The 14,807-nt window shown below is 42.3% G+C and carries 12 protein-coding genes; 8 read left to right on the top strand and 4 right to left on the bottom strand.

Annotation, left to right across the window (positions count from 1 at the left end; all coding sequences use genetic code 11):
• Nucleotides 1-148 precede the first annotated feature (148 nt).
• Together plsB and mtr are read left to right on the top strand one after the other, a co-directional pair.
• Nucleotides 149-2,569, top strand: a complete 2,421-nt coding sequence (plsB, locus tag Q4600_RS11265) for a glycerol-3-phosphate 1-O-acyltransferase PlsB (RefSeq protein WP_303516494.1) — start codon at nt 149-151, stop codon at nt 2,567-2,569.
• Between the two features lie 11 nt (nt 2,570-2,580).
• On the top strand, nt 2,581-3,825 hold the full coding sequence (gene mtr / locus Q4600_RS11260) for a tryptophan permease (RefSeq protein WP_303516496.1): 1,245 nt from the start codon (nt 2,581-2,583) through the stop codon (nt 3,823-3,825).
• Between the two features lie 27 nt (nt 3,826-3,852).
• Here mtr and Q4600_RS11255 read toward each other — a convergent pair whose 3' ends face one another.
• A complete protein-coding gene (locus tag Q4600_RS11255) occupies nt 3,853-4,905 on the bottom strand; it encodes an AraC family transcriptional regulator (protein WP_303516498.1) in 1,053 nt (350 codons plus the stop codon).
• A gap of 156 nt (nt 4,906-5,061) precedes the next feature.
• On the opposite strand from Q4600_RS11255, the gene Q4600_RS11250 reads away from it, so the two are divergent.
• The 4 genes from Q4600_RS11250 to Q4600_RS11235 all read left to right on the top strand — a co-directional run bounded on the left by Q4600_RS11250 (nt 5,062) and on the right by Q4600_RS11235 (nt 7,977).
• Nucleotides 5,062-5,406: an MFS transporter gene (locus Q4600_RS11250; protein ID WP_102526727.1), complete on the top strand. Its 345-nt coding sequence runs from the start codon at nt 5,062-5,064 to the stop codon at nt 5,404-5,406.
• The gene (locus Q4600_RS11245; protein ID WP_102526728.1) at nt 5,403-6,626 is read left to right on the top strand and encodes an HlyD family secretion protein; all 1,224 of its coding nucleotides are present in this window, start codon (nt 5,403-5,405) and stop codon (nt 6,624-6,626) included. The genes Q4600_RS11250 and Q4600_RS11245 overlap by 4 nt, the downstream gene beginning before the upstream one ends.
• 208 nt (nt 6,627-6,834) lie before the next feature.
• Nucleotides 6,835-7,623, top strand: coding sequence for a VOC family protein (locus Q4600_RS11240; protein ID WP_303516502.1), 789 nt, complete (start codon nt 6,835-6,837; stop codon nt 7,621-7,623).
• 87 nt (nt 7,624-7,710) lie between these two features.
• Nucleotides 7,711-7,977, top strand: a complete 267-nt coding sequence (locus Q4600_RS11235) for a hypothetical protein (protein ID WP_102526730.1) — start codon at nt 7,711-7,713, stop codon at nt 7,975-7,977.
• Nucleotides 7,978-8,038: 61 nt separating this feature from the next.
• On the opposite strand, the gene Q4600_RS11230 is transcribed toward Q4600_RS11235, so the two are convergent.
• From Q4600_RS11230 to Q4600_RS11220, 3 genes are all read right to left on the bottom strand, one after another.
• Nucleotides 8,039-11,182: an efflux RND transporter permease subunit gene (locus Q4600_RS11230; RefSeq protein WP_303516504.1), complete on the bottom strand. Its 3,144-nt coding sequence runs from the start codon at nt 11,180-11,182 to the stop codon at nt 8,039-8,041.
• 12 nt (nt 11,183-11,194) lie between these two features.
• Nucleotides 11,195-12,823 carry an efflux RND transporter periplasmic adaptor subunit gene (locus Q4600_RS11225; RefSeq protein ID WP_303516505.1) on the bottom strand — a complete coding sequence of 543 codons (1,629 nt, stop codon included), beginning with the start codon at nt 12,821-12,823 and terminating at the stop codon, nt 11,195-11,197.
• A 159-nt stretch (nt 12,824-12,982) separates the two neighbouring features.
• Entirely contained in the window at nt 12,983-13,450 is a 468-nt protein-coding gene (locus Q4600_RS11220; RefSeq protein WP_303516507.1) for a hypothetical protein, read from the bottom strand.
• A 457-nt stretch (nt 13,451-13,907) separates the two neighbouring features.
• Between Q4600_RS11220 and Q4600_RS11215 the strand changes: the two genes are divergently transcribed.
• Nucleotides 13,908-14,471, top strand: a complete 564-nt coding sequence (locus Q4600_RS11215; RefSeq protein ID WP_102526733.1) for a NapC/NirT family cytochrome c — start codon at nt 13,908-13,910, stop codon at nt 14,469-14,471.
• Nucleotides 14,472-14,557: 86 nt separating this feature from the next.
• A complete protein-coding gene (locus tag Q4600_RS21195) occupies nt 14,558-14,671 on the top strand; it encodes a NapC/NirT family cytochrome c (protein WP_157936188.1) in 114 nt (37 codons plus the stop codon).
• The last annotated feature ends 136 nt before the right edge of the window (nt 14,672-14,807 follow it).

Below are 14,807 nucleotides of genomic sequence, written 5' to 3'. Positions count from 1 at the left end.
AAATCAGCGTTGGAATTGCTTAATTATTTTCAGCTAATGGTCTTCATATTGCTGCTCAATTGTTAAATACAGATAAGCAGGTTAGTGAATCCCATCTAGATTCTGGTATCCTATGCGCAATAAATCGTTGTAGATAATGCGAATACTCATGCTAAAACCAGATTCTATCATTGCTAAATCGTTGCGTTGGATTCAGAAATTAATGGTACACAGTGTTGTTGTGCCTGAAGATCCGTTCGCTGACTTAAATCTAGATCCAGAAAAGCCAGTGGTCTATGTCATGAAGACAGAGTCGCTGAGTGACATTGCTGCTTTGCATGAAATGTCGGCTAAGTTTGGCTTACCAAGTCCTTATGAAAGACTGGATGTTGATGGTTTAAATACCCCAAGAATTGTCTGTGTTGAAGGACGAAAGCCGCTGTTTGGCAAGCGCCACAGTGGTGAGAAATTTGTCGCCAATTTCACCAAACTACTCGAATTACATCAAAAGAATAAAGAGTTAGATATTCAGTTGGTGCCTGTTAGTCTTTATTGGGGACGTATTCCTGGTAAGGAAGATGACACCATGACCGCTGCCGTGTTTGAGCGCGAAAACCCGACTTGGCTGCGTAAGTGGTTAATGATCCTGTTTTTAGGTCGCCATAACTTTATTCAATTCTCTAATGCAATGTCATTACGTTACATGGCTGATGAGCATGGTACGGATGTCAGTATTGCCCATAAACTCATCCGCGTGGCACGAGTCCATTTCAGACGTCAACGTAAAGTGATGACAGGACCGCAACTGCCAAACCGCCAAGCGATGTTCAACTCGTTACTTAAGTCAGAATCTATTACTAAAGCGATTCAAGAAGAAGCGGCGAATAAAAAGATATCTGAAGAAAAAGCGCGCGAAAAAGCCATTGAATACCTCGATGAAATTGCCGCTGATTATTCTGATAACTTGATCCGCATTGCTGAGCGCTTTTTAACTTGGTTATGGAATAAGTTATACAGTGGTATCAGTATTAAAAGCGCCGAAAAAGTCAGAAAGCTACACCATGACGGCCATGAAATTGTCTATGTGCCATGTCATCGTAGCCATATGGATTACTTATTACTGTCTTACATCCTTTATTATCAAGGCATGGTACCACCGCACATTGCTGCCGGAATTAACTTAAACTTTTGGCCTGCGGGGCCAATGTTCCGTCGTGGTGGTGCGTTCTTTATTCGTCGTAGTTTCAACGGCAATAAATTATATACCGCCGTATTCAGAGAATATTTAGATCAATTATTTGCCAAAGGTTATTCAGTTGAGTACTTCACTGAAGGTGGTCGCTCACGTACAGGTCGTTTACTAGCGCCAAAAACGGGCATGCTAGCGATGACTGTGAACAGTGTTTTGCGTGGTATCGAGCGTCCAGTGACATTGGTGCCTGTGTATTTGGGTTACGATCACGTGATGGAAGTGTCGACTTACCATAAAGAGTTAAGCGGTAAGAAGAAGCAAAAAGAATCGGTGTGGCAGGTATTTGGTGCATTACGTAAGTTAGGTAATTTTGGTCAAGGTTATGTCAATTTTGGCGAACCCATTAACGTACAACAATTCTTGAACCAACAAGCGCCAGACTGGCGTGAAGAAATTGCTCAAGATCCTGAGCAAAAACCGACTTGGTTAACGCCTGCGGTTAACACACTTGCCAATAAAGTGATGACCAATATCAACAGTGCTGCGGCGGCGAGTTCAGTGACGTTAACCAGTATGGTGTTGTTGGCTGCAGAGCAAAATGCGTTAGAGCGCAGTGAGCTTGAAAGCCAGTTAGGCTTATACCTGAAGTTATTGAAAGATGTGCCGTACACCGGCTATACCTCGGTTGCAGAAGGGACGCCAAGTGAGTTGATTGAGCAATGTTTATCGCTGAAAAAGTTTACTTCAACTAGTGATCAATTAGGTGAGATTATTGCGATTGAAGAGCATGCGGTGATTGCGATGAGTTATTATCGCAATAACATTATTCACTTGATGGCAGTGCCTTCATTAATTGCCAGTTGCTTAGTGCAATATGAAGAACATAATCGTGAAAATATTCATAAAATCGTCAATGACTTTTACCCATTACTTAAAGCTGAATTGTTTATGGGTATCGAGGATTTAACCGTATATGTCGATCATGTTTTAGACTTGTTTGTTGAGCAGCAATTGATTTCAGGTACTGACGAGTTTGAAGTCAATCAAGGTAATATTACCCAGTTAATGCTATTGTCCGAAACTGTCAGTGAGACATTACAACGTTACGCGATTATCTTTAATTTATTGGCTTACAAGCCAGATATTGAACGTTCAGATCTCGAAAGCGCGAGCCATATGCTAGCTCAGCGTTTAGGTGCTTTACACGGAATTACTGCGCCAGAGTTTTATGATAAAAAACTCTACAATAATTTGAGTGTAAAATTAAAAGAATTAGGGCACTTGTCGGGTAGTGACAATCAATTTGCTGTCATCCGAATTCGTGACCATGCCAATGGCATGTTGCGATTATCTGTTCGTAAAACCATAGTCGATAGTGTGACTGTGGAACATGGGTAACGACTAACTTTATGAGTTCAACACAAACGCAGCCGAAAAATAAATCTTTGTTAGGCGGCGCAATGATCATTGCTGGTACCACTGTTGGTGCCGGTATGTTTTCTCTTCCTGTTGTGAGTGCTGGTATGTGGTTTGGCTATTCAATAGTCATGCTCATCGGCATTTGGTTCTGTATGTTAGTTTCAGGCTTATTGCTGTTAGAAACCAACTTACACTTTAAACCAGGTGACAGCTTTGACACTCTAACCAAAGTCACTTTAGGTCAGTTTTGGCGTATCGTGAACGGCCTATCAATAGCCTTCGTGTTATATATCCTTACCTATGCTTACATCAGTGGCGGTGGTTCGATTGTGAACCATACTTTGTCGGGTATGGGGATTAACTTGCCGCAAAGCCTCGCAGGATTAGTGTTTGCGGCCGTGCTAGCAGCTGTGGTGGTGATAAGTACTAAAGCCGTTGACCGTATCACGACTGTGATGATTGGCGGTATGATCATTACCTTCTTTTTAGCGGTGGGCAATCTACTCATTGATGTCGATAGCGTAAAATTATTAGTACCGGATGGCGAAGCAAGCTATGCGCCTTATATTTTAGCGGCGCTGCCTTTTGGTTTGGCAAGTTTTGGTTATCACGGTAACGTGCCTAGCCTAGTGAAGTACTACGGCAAACAGCCAAAGGTGATTATCAAAGCGATATTCATCGGTACTTTTATTGCGTTAGTGATTTATAGCTGTTGGTTAGCAGCCACGATGGGCAATATTTCTCGTAGCAGTTTCAGTGACATTATTGCCCAAGGCGGCAATATGGGCGTATTAGTTGGTGCATTATCTGAAGTCATGTCTAGCTCATGGCTTAATACCATGCTGACTTTATTTGCTAACCTTGCCGTAGCATCGTCTTTCTTAGGTGTCACACTCGGATTGTTTGATTACTTAGCCGATTTATTTGGTTTTGATGAGTCAAGCAATGGCCGGTTAAAAACCGCCGTGGTGACGTTTATTCCGCCAACTGTTTTAGGATTATTATTCCCGAATGGTTTCTTAATGGCGATAGGTTTTGCGGCTTTAGCTGCCACTATTTGGACCGCGATTGTACCTGCGATGATGGCATATCAATCTCGTAAAATGTTTGCTGACGAAACGAGTTATCGCGTGCCAGGCGGCACACCATTACTTGCTGTGGTGATGCTGTTTGGTATCGTCACTGGTGCTTGCCACTTGTTAGCAATGGCTGATTTACTGCCTGTGTATCAATAATGAAATGTTGATTGCTACAGTTTGATATTAAGCCCTCTTATGAGGGCTTTTTTGATGCAGCTTTTCAATATATTGAGTCGGTGTTTGACGATGAAGACGCTGAAAACTTTTACTGAAACTGCGTACATTCGCATAGCCTAGCAAGGCCGAAACCTCACTCACGCTTCTTCCTTCTAGCATATAGTTGATCGCCAAATTACCGAGAATATAGCGCATTAACTCCGTAAAACTGAATCCGTTTTGCTGCAGACGCCTTTGCAGTTGTTGACGTGAAAAACCGCACAAATCTGCCAATGAGTCCACTGTAGGTAAACCATAAAAACGAATGTAATTGACTAACTCATACAGCACCTTAGGTGTGTCATGGGTTTGTGGCATATTTAAATAAGAGTCAAGCTGATTGAGTGAGATGCTGTTGCTGTTATTTTTTTTAATTTGCTGCAGCGTTGACTGAGAAGATAAAAAATCTTGTTCAGAGCTTATTAAAGAGTCTATGTCCAACCACATTTCTGTAAGCGGGGCATTCCATGTCACTTTACAGCCAAAAGCTTGTTCAACCCCAAGTTGGCCAATTGAAGGGCCGCTAAGCATGACTTTTTTGGGCTGAAAATCTGCTCCGAGAAAATACCGACAAGTGTTTAGTAAGGTCAGTGCGACTCTCAACGAGTCATGAGATTTTGCTTTTGAGCTAACGTAATCATTGCGATAACACCACTTAATGATTTTGTTTGACTGAGCTCCGTAATAACTAGCCCCTGAATGAAAACAAGCCATAGCATAGTTAACACGCCTAAAGGTGATGGCTAAATCAGGTGTGGCGAGAAACCAATTATTAGGCAGGTTAAATCTGCCGATATCTAAATATTCTTGAATGTTAAGCATGTAGTCACTGTCACCTGTTAACAACTCAATTTTTGTTAACCACATGGCCAACTCCGAGAAAGGGAGCAATGTCATGGGCTCTAACATCAAGCTATCAGGAATCGAAAGATCCTTATGGGTGATGTTATAGCGTTCTTCAACCCCTTGCAGTACAGGAAGCACACAGCAAACACGGATAAAAGATACATTAAAAGCCATGGCAATTTCTCTGTAGTTAAGGTTCAGGCAAATGACATTAAGGTGTCATATTGAATCAAAAAATAACATTTATTGATACAAATGGATACTTGATGTTGTGATTTGAAGTGGTAGAGGCAAACTAGCCACATTCAAGATTACAGAGGTGAGATCAATATGAGTTTATTCAGTATGCCATTCGTCGATACAGGTGTTGATGCTGCACTTCATGGCGTTGCATTAGTGGTTTTAGTCGGCGTAGTTGCCGCAGCAGGTTATGGCTTTTGGAAGGTACATGAATTGCCAATCGATAAGGCACATAAAGAAAACCATCAACAAATAGGGCTCATCACTGCGCTCACCTGGATAGGTTTTTTGTGGCATTGGGTTTGGGTATTAGCTGTGATGGTTGCGTTTATTGATACCGGTAAAGCACTGAGAAAAATTAGAGATGTATGGCGAGAAAAGGATACTGACGAACCAGTATCAGCCACTCCCCAAAAAGAAGAGGTTAACTCATGATTGAAGGTTTAGCCGTATGGGCATTGTTTATTTATATTCTGCGTATGGTGGGTATGCCGTGGAATAAAGGCACTAAAGCGTTTGCATATTTAGGCGGCACGGGTTGGTTAATGTTCGTGTGGGTCGGTTTATTAAATTATGCACCTATGGATATTACAGGCGGCTCTGTTGTGCAATCACCGCATATTCAGTTACGTCCTGCGTCAACGCAAATTAAAGGTAATGTAAAAGGCATTTATGTTGAACCCAATGAAAGGGTCGTGGCTGGGCAGTTGATATATGAGCTTGATGATGAGCCTTACCAAATTGCTTTAAATAAAGCCTCTGTGGGTAAGCAAACCGCGACAGTCGCATTGTCACTAGCGAAAGAAGATATCCTTATTGCAGAGAAAGAACTGCAATCGGCAAATTCTGATGAAGCCATCAGTAAAAACCAATTGCATGCAGCTAAGAAAGATTTAACTTGGAAAGAGACAACGCTGGCGCGTTACGTTGAGCAAAATAGCATAGTGCCTGACACGATTACAGAAAGTCAGTTAGATGAGCAGCAAACAGCTGTTGATTTAGCCCAAGCCAAAGTCGATGCCTATGTCACTCAAATTGCTAAATCGAAAACTGAAGTTCAAAAAGCTAAGCTCGATATTCAAAAAGCTCACTTAACGGTTGATAGCCGTCAGTCAGACTTAGAGAGTGAAATCGAAAATGTGGCTCAAGCACAATGGAACCTTGATAATACAAAGGTTTATGCACCTGCTAATGGTTATGTGACTAACTTCATAATGCGAGAAGGTCAATATGTTGGTGTTGCGCCGAGAATTCAGATGTATACCGATGAAAAGTATGTACTGATGCGAGTCAATCACCAAGCGATACGTAACGTTGAGGTTGGCCAAATGGCGGAGTTTGCATCAGCGGTGTACCCAAGTAAAATTTTCAACGCTGAAGTTGAAGGGATTATTGAGGCAACAGGAGAGGCGCAAGGCAGCTTATTAGCACGTGATGACAATGTCAGACAGACCACAGGGCAAAACATCAATAATAAGCATCACTTTGTCCGCTTAAAGCTACAAGAGTCTGCAGAGTATGATATCCCAGTCGGTTCAGTTGGATTAGCTTGGGTATCAGGGACTAAGCCTGCTGAGTTTATGAGCTTTTTAGATGTGATACGCGGCATTATTATTCGAATGAAGTCTCAGATTTACTATATCTGGTCTATATAAAGGTAAGTTCTTAACATAAAGATAAGTACTTAACGATTGAATTAGTGAGTCTCAAACGTTCCAAAAGCGTCCTTAGATAAGGGCGCTTTTTTATGCCAGTAAAGAGTTGTATTTATCAAGATTCTCCTCGACAGCGGCTGAAAAAACGTCTTAACTGTTAAGTCATGTTCACGTTATTCATTGCTAACTATTACAAGGACAAGTATGTATGAAAGTGTCTAAATACGCTCAAGGTCAGCCTTGTTGGGTAGAGCTTGCAAGTCATGACTGGTTTTCTGCCAAAAGCTTTTACCAAAACCTTTTTCAATGGCACGCCGATGATATGCCTATGCCAGAAGGTCACTACACTATGCTGCAGATAGAGGGTGATGATATTGGTGCTATGTATCAAATGCCAAAAGAAATGGCATCACAGCCGACACATTGGGAGCTGTATTTTGCAGTCGATAATGTCGACGAAACAGTGAAATCGATTAAACATGCTGGTGGCGAAATTATTGCAGGCCCTCATGAAGTGGGAGATTCAGGCCGAATGGCGGTCTGTCATGATCCAGAAGGGGCGCGTTTTTCTATTTGGCAAGCCATTGAACATGTAGGAATTAAACGTTCTTTTGAACCTAATACACTTTGCTGGGTTGAGTACATGTGCCGCAATGCAGGCTTATCTAAAAACTTTTACTGCCAAGTTTTGGGCTTTGACACTGAAACGGTGGATATGTCGGAAGTGGGTGTTGCTGAGTATACCCAATGGATGGTGGCTCAGCAGGCTATTGGTGGCATGATGGAAATGACCGAAGAGTTTGGCGATATGCCACCTCACTGGATGTTGTATTTTAGCGTTGAAGATTGCGATGCAATGGCAGCTAAAGCGGATGAGTTGGGCGGTAAAATTTGCGTGCCGCCGACAGATATACCTGATGTGGGTCGGTTTGCGGTGATTGATGATCCTCAAGGAGGCACATTTTCAATCATTAAACTGAGTCTACCTGATTGCTAAATTATACTTTCGCCAAGGTCATGGGTTTGTTAGCTTAGTGAATCAGACAAAATTTTTAGTTTTATCAACCCAGTTCAAGGAAGAAACATGTCGCAGACCAAAGAGCAAAAATTAGCAGATATTCAAAAGAAAATGACCATGGTAGCAGTGATTGATTTCCCTGGATCCTTGCTAATGGCTGCGGGCTTATATGGCATTTTTGCAGGCTTTAACATTGCAACGATGCCGATGTTAGATAATGCGAATGTACAGTATGTTATGGTGGCGATTGGCGGTGTGACCATGATGTGGGGAATGGTAAAAATGATGCAATTAGCCAAACTTAAACAACAGATCATGAGTGAAGATCTATAAAATCAATATTGTGTTTATAAAATTTAAAAGGCGCTGAGAGCGCCTTTTTTGATGGTGTTATTTAATCAGATGCTCTTGGCAGTTTCCTGCCATATATCAGTAAATAAATGGCTGGAATAACAAACAATGACAGCAATGGGGCGGTGACCATGCCACCGACCATAGGCGCGGCAATTTTCTGCATTACTTCATTACCTGTACCACTGCCCCACATAATTGGCAGTAATCCAAAGAAAATGGTGGCAACGGTCATGGCTTTAGGGCGAATACGCATCACGGCGCCGTGGATTAACGCCTCGCTTAAATCACTGCGCTGTTTGTATTGCCCTTTGGCTTGTCTGTCTTTAATGCTGTTATTCAAATATACCTGCATCACCACACCAAATTCAGCCGCGACCCCTGCAAGTGCAATCATCCCGACAGAAACTGCTACCGAGAAATTGAAATCCAACAAGTACAATAACCATGCACTGCCAACAAGCGAAAATGGCAGGCTCAACATGATCACTGAAGCCTGGGTAAATGAGCCAAAAGTCATCATTAGCAGCATGAAAATCACCGCAAGCATTAACGGAATAACCAACTCCATTTTTGCTTCCACGCGTTGCATATACTCATATTGGCCAGCAAAAGTGTAGCTATATCGAGGTGGAAGCTGAACTTGTTCATTAAGCGCTTGTTTGGCTGTAGCAATATATTCACCAATGGATATGTTGTCCAAATCGACAAATACCCAACTGATTAATCTACCATTTTCACTGGCAAGCATGGGCGCACCATCGCTAATAGAAATGGTTGCTAAGTTGCCTAATGGTAAGTATTTACCTGTTTTGGTCATGACAGGTAAGTCTTGCAGCTTTTCGATACTGTCACGCAGTTCGCGGGGGTAGCGAATATTGATTGGGTAACGTTCTTGCCCATGAATAGATTGACCCACTTGCATACCGCCAATGGCCATTTGCACCACATCTTGAATGTCTTTGAGGGTCATTCCGTAACGAGCAGCATTTTTAAGATCTGGCTCAATATCAATATAGCGGCCATCACTTGTTCGCTGAGCAAATGCCGATTGCGTACCAGGTAGTTGACTGACAACGGCTTCTATTTCAGTGCCAATACGCTGAAGTTCATCAATATCTGCGCCGGAAATCTTAATTCCGACAGGGGTTCGTACTCCTGTTGAGAGCATATCAATGCGAGTTTTTATCGGTTGAACCCAAGCATTGGTCATTCCTGGTACTTTAACCGTCTTTTGAAGCTCAGCAATGATCCCCTCAAGTGTCATGCCTTCGCGCCACGTTTCACGTGGGTTAAGCATGATGGTGGTTTCTAGCATGGTTAATGGCGCAGGATCGGTGGCAGTCATCGCTCGGCCAACCTTACCAAATACCCGCTTTACCTCGGGTACGGTTTTAATGAGTCGGTCAGTTTGCTGCAAAATTTCAGCTGCTTTACCTGCACTTACACTCGGTAAAGTCGTTGGCATATAAAGCAAATCACCTTCTTCAAGTTCAGGCATAAATTCGCTGCCCATTTTTGTCATTGGATACACCGCACTGCCAAGGGCAATGATGGCTAATAAGATGGTGAACTTTGGAAATTTAAGCACTAAACGCAGCATTGGCTCGTAAATGGCAATCAATAGTCTGCTGAGAGGGTTTTTCTTCTCATCAGGGATTTTACCGCGAACGAAATAGCCCATTAACACTGGGATCAAGGTAATAGCTAATATCGCACTGGCAGCCATGGCAAAGGTTTTAGTAAATGCCAAAGGGTGGAATAATCGGCCTTCTTGAGCTTCTAGGGCAAATACAGGCACAAAGCTTAAGGTGATAATCAACAGACTGAAAAATAGTGCTGGGCCGACTTCAACCGAAGCTTTACGGACTAACTCCCAATGGGTGTCACCCGTAGGAGTTTGACCATTATGTTTTTCTCGATATTGTTCTAAATGCTTATGCACATTTTCGACCATCACAATGGCGGCATCCACCACCGCTCCTATAGCAATGGCTATCCCACCTAAACTCATGATGTTGGCATTTACCCCGATAATATTCATCACGATAAAACTGATTAATATTGAAATAGGCAACGAGATAATCGCTACTAAGGTTGAGCGGGCATGAAGCAAGAAAATCAGGCAGATAATGCCTACGACCATCATTTCTTCGAGGACTTTATGTTTAAGATTGTCCACTGAGTTAAGAATAAGCTCAGAACGATCGTAAGTGATCACTAACTCCACCCCATCAGGCAGGCCGTTTTCGATTTCTTTAAGCTTATCTTTGACATTGTTGATGGTGGCGAGGGCATTTTCACCGTAACGCATTACCACAATGCCGCCAACCACTTCACCTTTACCATCTAGTTCGGCGATTCCGCGACGGGCGGCAGGCCCTGTGCGCAGTTGCGCCACATCTTTCATCAATACTGGTGTGCCAGATTCAGACACTATGCCTAATGGTATTTCCCTAAAGTCAGCCAGTGTTTGCCGATAACCTGTTGAAGTGATCATGTACTCGGCTTCTGCCATTTCAATGACTGAGCCACCTGTTGAACTGTTAGAATTGTCTAAGGCATTTTTTACAGTCATTAAATCAATTTGATACAAAGCCAACTTATGCGGATCAACAATGATTTGGTATGACTGCTCCATGCCGCCAATAGTCGCGACTTCTGACACGCCGCTAACACTTTGCAACTCAAGCTTTAAAAACCAATCTTGCAGTGAACGCAATTGCGCTAAATCATGTTGGCCTTTGCGATCAACTAACGCGTACTGAAATACCCAACCAACGCCTGAGGCGTCAGGTCCCAGAGTGGGAGTGACATTGTCGGGTAGCTGCCCTTGGGTTTGGGATAAATATTCTAAGACTCGGGAGCGAGCCCAATAAATGTCTGTGCCGTCTTCAAAAATAATGTAGACGTAAGAGTCGCCAAACATAGAAAAACCGCGAACAGTTTTAGCACCAGGTACGGCGAGCATGGCGGTTGATAACGGATAGGTTATTTGGTCTTCAACTAATTGTGGTGCTTGGCCTGGGTATGAGGTTTTTACAATCACTTGCACATCAGATAAATCTGGTAGTGCATCCAGTGGTGTCATACGCATTGCCTGATAACCAATTAAGGCAATCACCGCAGTAAGCACTAACACCATAGCTCTTTGCCTAATCGAGGCGCTGATTATTTTTTCTAACATGTTAGCCTCCGATTAATGATGCGCATGAGGACCAGCTGCGGGTTCAGTGTTACTGCCACTTAATCGTTGCAAGCTACCTTGAATACTGGCTTCAGAATCTAATAAGAATTGGCCGGATACGATGACCTTTTCACCCGCTTGCAGACCTTCGATAATCTCTGCTTTACCTTGAGCAATCATGCCGACTTTGACGGCTACTGAAGCAAAGCTATTATCATCACGTTGGACTACAACACGGTTCTCTCGGCCTGTTTGAATTAAGGCTTCAGTAGGAATGGATAATACGCCGCGCTTTGGGCCGCCAAATAGTTTCACATCAACTAAGCTGCCTGGTTTTAAGCTTTTACCTGGATTTTCGAGTTTGATGCGCACTCGCATCGCACGAGAAACGGGATCAAGTTCTGGGTAGATATAATCGATTGTGGACTCAAGATCGAACAAACCTTGGGCTGAAGACGTTACTTCAACTGGACGACCTTGCTCTAACCAGCTTTGCTCATTTTCAAACACATCAGCAATAACCCAAACACTTCGTAAGTCGACGATTTCAAATAAGGTTGTTCCGGGTTCAACATACATACCATGACGAACACTCAGTTGACTGATAAAGCCATCTTGGTCGGCATAATATGGGACGCGATAAATGGTCTCGCCAGTGTTTTCCAGTTGTTGGATAGTTGTGGAACTCACCCCAAGTAGTTCAAGGCGTAATCGAGCTTTTTTAAGCAGCCCAGCACCGCGTTCAGGGTCTTGCATGAGATAATCTTTGGCTTGCATATAATCATCTTGAGCGTTGATTAACTCAGGGGAATACAGTTCATATAGCAGCTGGCCTTTTTTAACCCTCTGACCAACATTATGGATCATGAGAGTTTCTAACCAACCACTGACACGGGTATGCGCATGGCCAATGGTGTTTTCATTGTATTCCACGGTGCCAATGGTTTTAACGAGTTTCCATAATGTGCCTTCGCTGACTTGCTCACTGCGCATCCCAAGCGCTTGTTGCATACCTCCGGATACGCCAACCACGACTTCTTCGCCTACGCTACCCATAGTGACTTTTTCTAGATTCATTCCGCAAATCGGGCAGGTGCCTTGTTCATCAGAAATCACGTGAGGGTGCATTGGGCAAACGTATTTGATATTACCTTCATCATTCGCTTGTGGAGTGGTGAGTAATGCCGGTTTAGGCTGACTAAGTACCTGCTCAGCTTTAGATTGACTTGCTGACTTATCAGGCAGAGTCACAGCATGAGTATGGCTATGAGCCGCATGTTCAACGGAAGTGGACTCTTCCTCTTCTTCCTTGACTAAGAACATATTACATTGCGGGCAGCGACCTTTTTCATGGCTGGTTTCTTCAGGGTGCATTGGGCAATAGTAATTGGGGTTATTTGTCACTAATTCATCGATTGCAGATTGCTCATTTTTGACCAGAAACATATTACAGAGTGAGCAGCGACCTTTTTCATGGCTGGTTTCTTCTGGATGCATTGGGCATGAATACATAGGATGCGGATCAATTGAGTGATCAGCATGTTGATGATTATCTCGGGTATCAGTAGCTGCGTTAGCGGTGCTAATAGCAAGTACAGCCCCCAACGTCATTGCAATAAAAAGACTGATAATGTGTTTCATAAAAACCTCAAGTAACGAATGACGAACAACAATCCACATTTGGCAGTGAATTAGGTCATCGTAAAAGTAAAACCGGTAAAGTGATCGTTTGTAAAAATGCGCCATATGAAATCACGTTTTGGTGATGTAAACAGTAATGTATGGCGGGTTTAATGCAGTTTAGGCAATAGGAGGTTTAAATGCTGGCAAGGTTTGATGGTAAAAAAAATGCGGTAATTTAGTCGCTTCTGCTTTTATATTCAGTGATTTAGCAATGATGATATCGATACTCTGCAGGTGACCGGTCATCGAAATCTTCATACAATGACTGCAATCAAGACTGCAACCTGCCACTGAATCACAACATGAAGATGGTTCGGTCTGTGCTATATCAGTTATAGAGTCGCAACAATGTTTGCTTTGCTTGTTACTGTCTATTATTGAGGGGATGTTGGTCGATACCTGCTGGTGGCAGTCCATCGTAGCGCTTTCCACATCCTCGGTAGCTGCATCACTCGTTGGTTCTTTATCAACTATATGAGTCATAGGCATTGCCACCATCGCATAGCCATTAGTGACTAAGCCTTGTCCGAGTAATGCGAACAAAGCGAAGAAAATAATGATGTGGTGGGACAGTTTAACGCTCATTTATAGCCTGTAGATCCTAATTATTAAAAGTCGTAATAACAGTAAAAGAATTTTACTCATTAACTTGGCGAATATAGCTTGTTAACATTCAGCGAGCAATAAAACGGGTCACAAAACAGATAATTAAATAATATAGATTGTTTAAGTTAATGATAGTTCATTAGTTTTATTGATGGTGTCAGTTTTATGAACTTTCTAGATATTGTTAAAGAAACTTTGCCAATAAGCCCAGCTTGTATTAGGTTTAAGTAAGCTAGATTGGGTCACTAATTTTGTGGTTATTTCGATCTAGGTCTCATTTTGAACATAATGTAGCAACTTATTAATTAAAACATGCCTTTAAATCATTTTTTTAAGGCTAAAACAACCTAGAATACAAATATTATTTTTAGAATTTAAAAATTATATTTTAGAGTTTAAGAATTATAAATTATAAATTTTCTATTGGAGATGACCGATGAACTGGCGTGCACTTTTCAAACCAAGCGCAAAATATTCAATTATCGCACTGATTGTAGTCGGTGTGATTATGGGTGTAGTAGGCTACTTCGCTACACAGCAAACCTTACATGCGACAAGTAGTGATGCATTCTGTATGAGCTGTCACAGTAACCACTCACTAAAAGATGAAGTACTTGCTTCAGCTCATGGTGGTGGAAGCGCAGGTGTAACTGTGCAATGTCAAGATTGTCACCTTCCACATGGCCCAGTTGATTACTTGGTTAAGAAAATCATCGTATCGAAAGATCTATATGGTTTTGTGACTATCAAAGATTTCAACACGCAAGCATGGTTAGATGAAAACCGTAAAGAGCAAGCAGATATTGCACTTGAATATTTCCGTGCAACTGACTCAGCTAACTGCCAACATTGTCATACTCGTATCTACGAAGATCAGCCTGAAACAATGAAGAAAATGGCTAAAAGAATGCACGAACGCAACGCCAAGCAAGAAGGCGATAAGAGAAAGACTTGTGTAGATTGTCATAAAGGTGTTGCTCACCCTTACCCTAAAAAGTAAGTAGACTTACATAAGAGATGGCGAATAGGGAGTGATGCCCCTTGCAGCTATCAATTAAAAAAACCTCGCTATGGCGAGGTTTTTTTATGGCTGAAATTTGCTGTTGTGAATTAAAAAGCAAGAAGGCGACTATTATCCCAAGCAGAAAGACTTGTGTAGATTGTCATAAAGGTGTTGCTCACCCTTACCCTAAAAAGTAAGTAGACCTACATAAGAGATGGCGAATAGGGAGTGATGACCCTTGCAGCTATCAATTAAAAAAACCTCGCTATGGCGAGGTTTTTTTATGGCTGAAATTTGCTGTTGTGAATTAAAAAGCAAGAAGGCGACTATTAT

Source organism: Shewanella sp. 2_MG-2023 (assembly GCF_030548905.1).
GTDB classification, from domain to species: Bacteria; Pseudomonadota; Gammaproteobacteria; order Enterobacterales; family Shewanellaceae; genus Shewanella; species Shewanella electrodiphila.
Note: the sequence above shows the minus strand (reverse complement) of the source record. Positions and strands in the feature narration are given on the sequence as shown.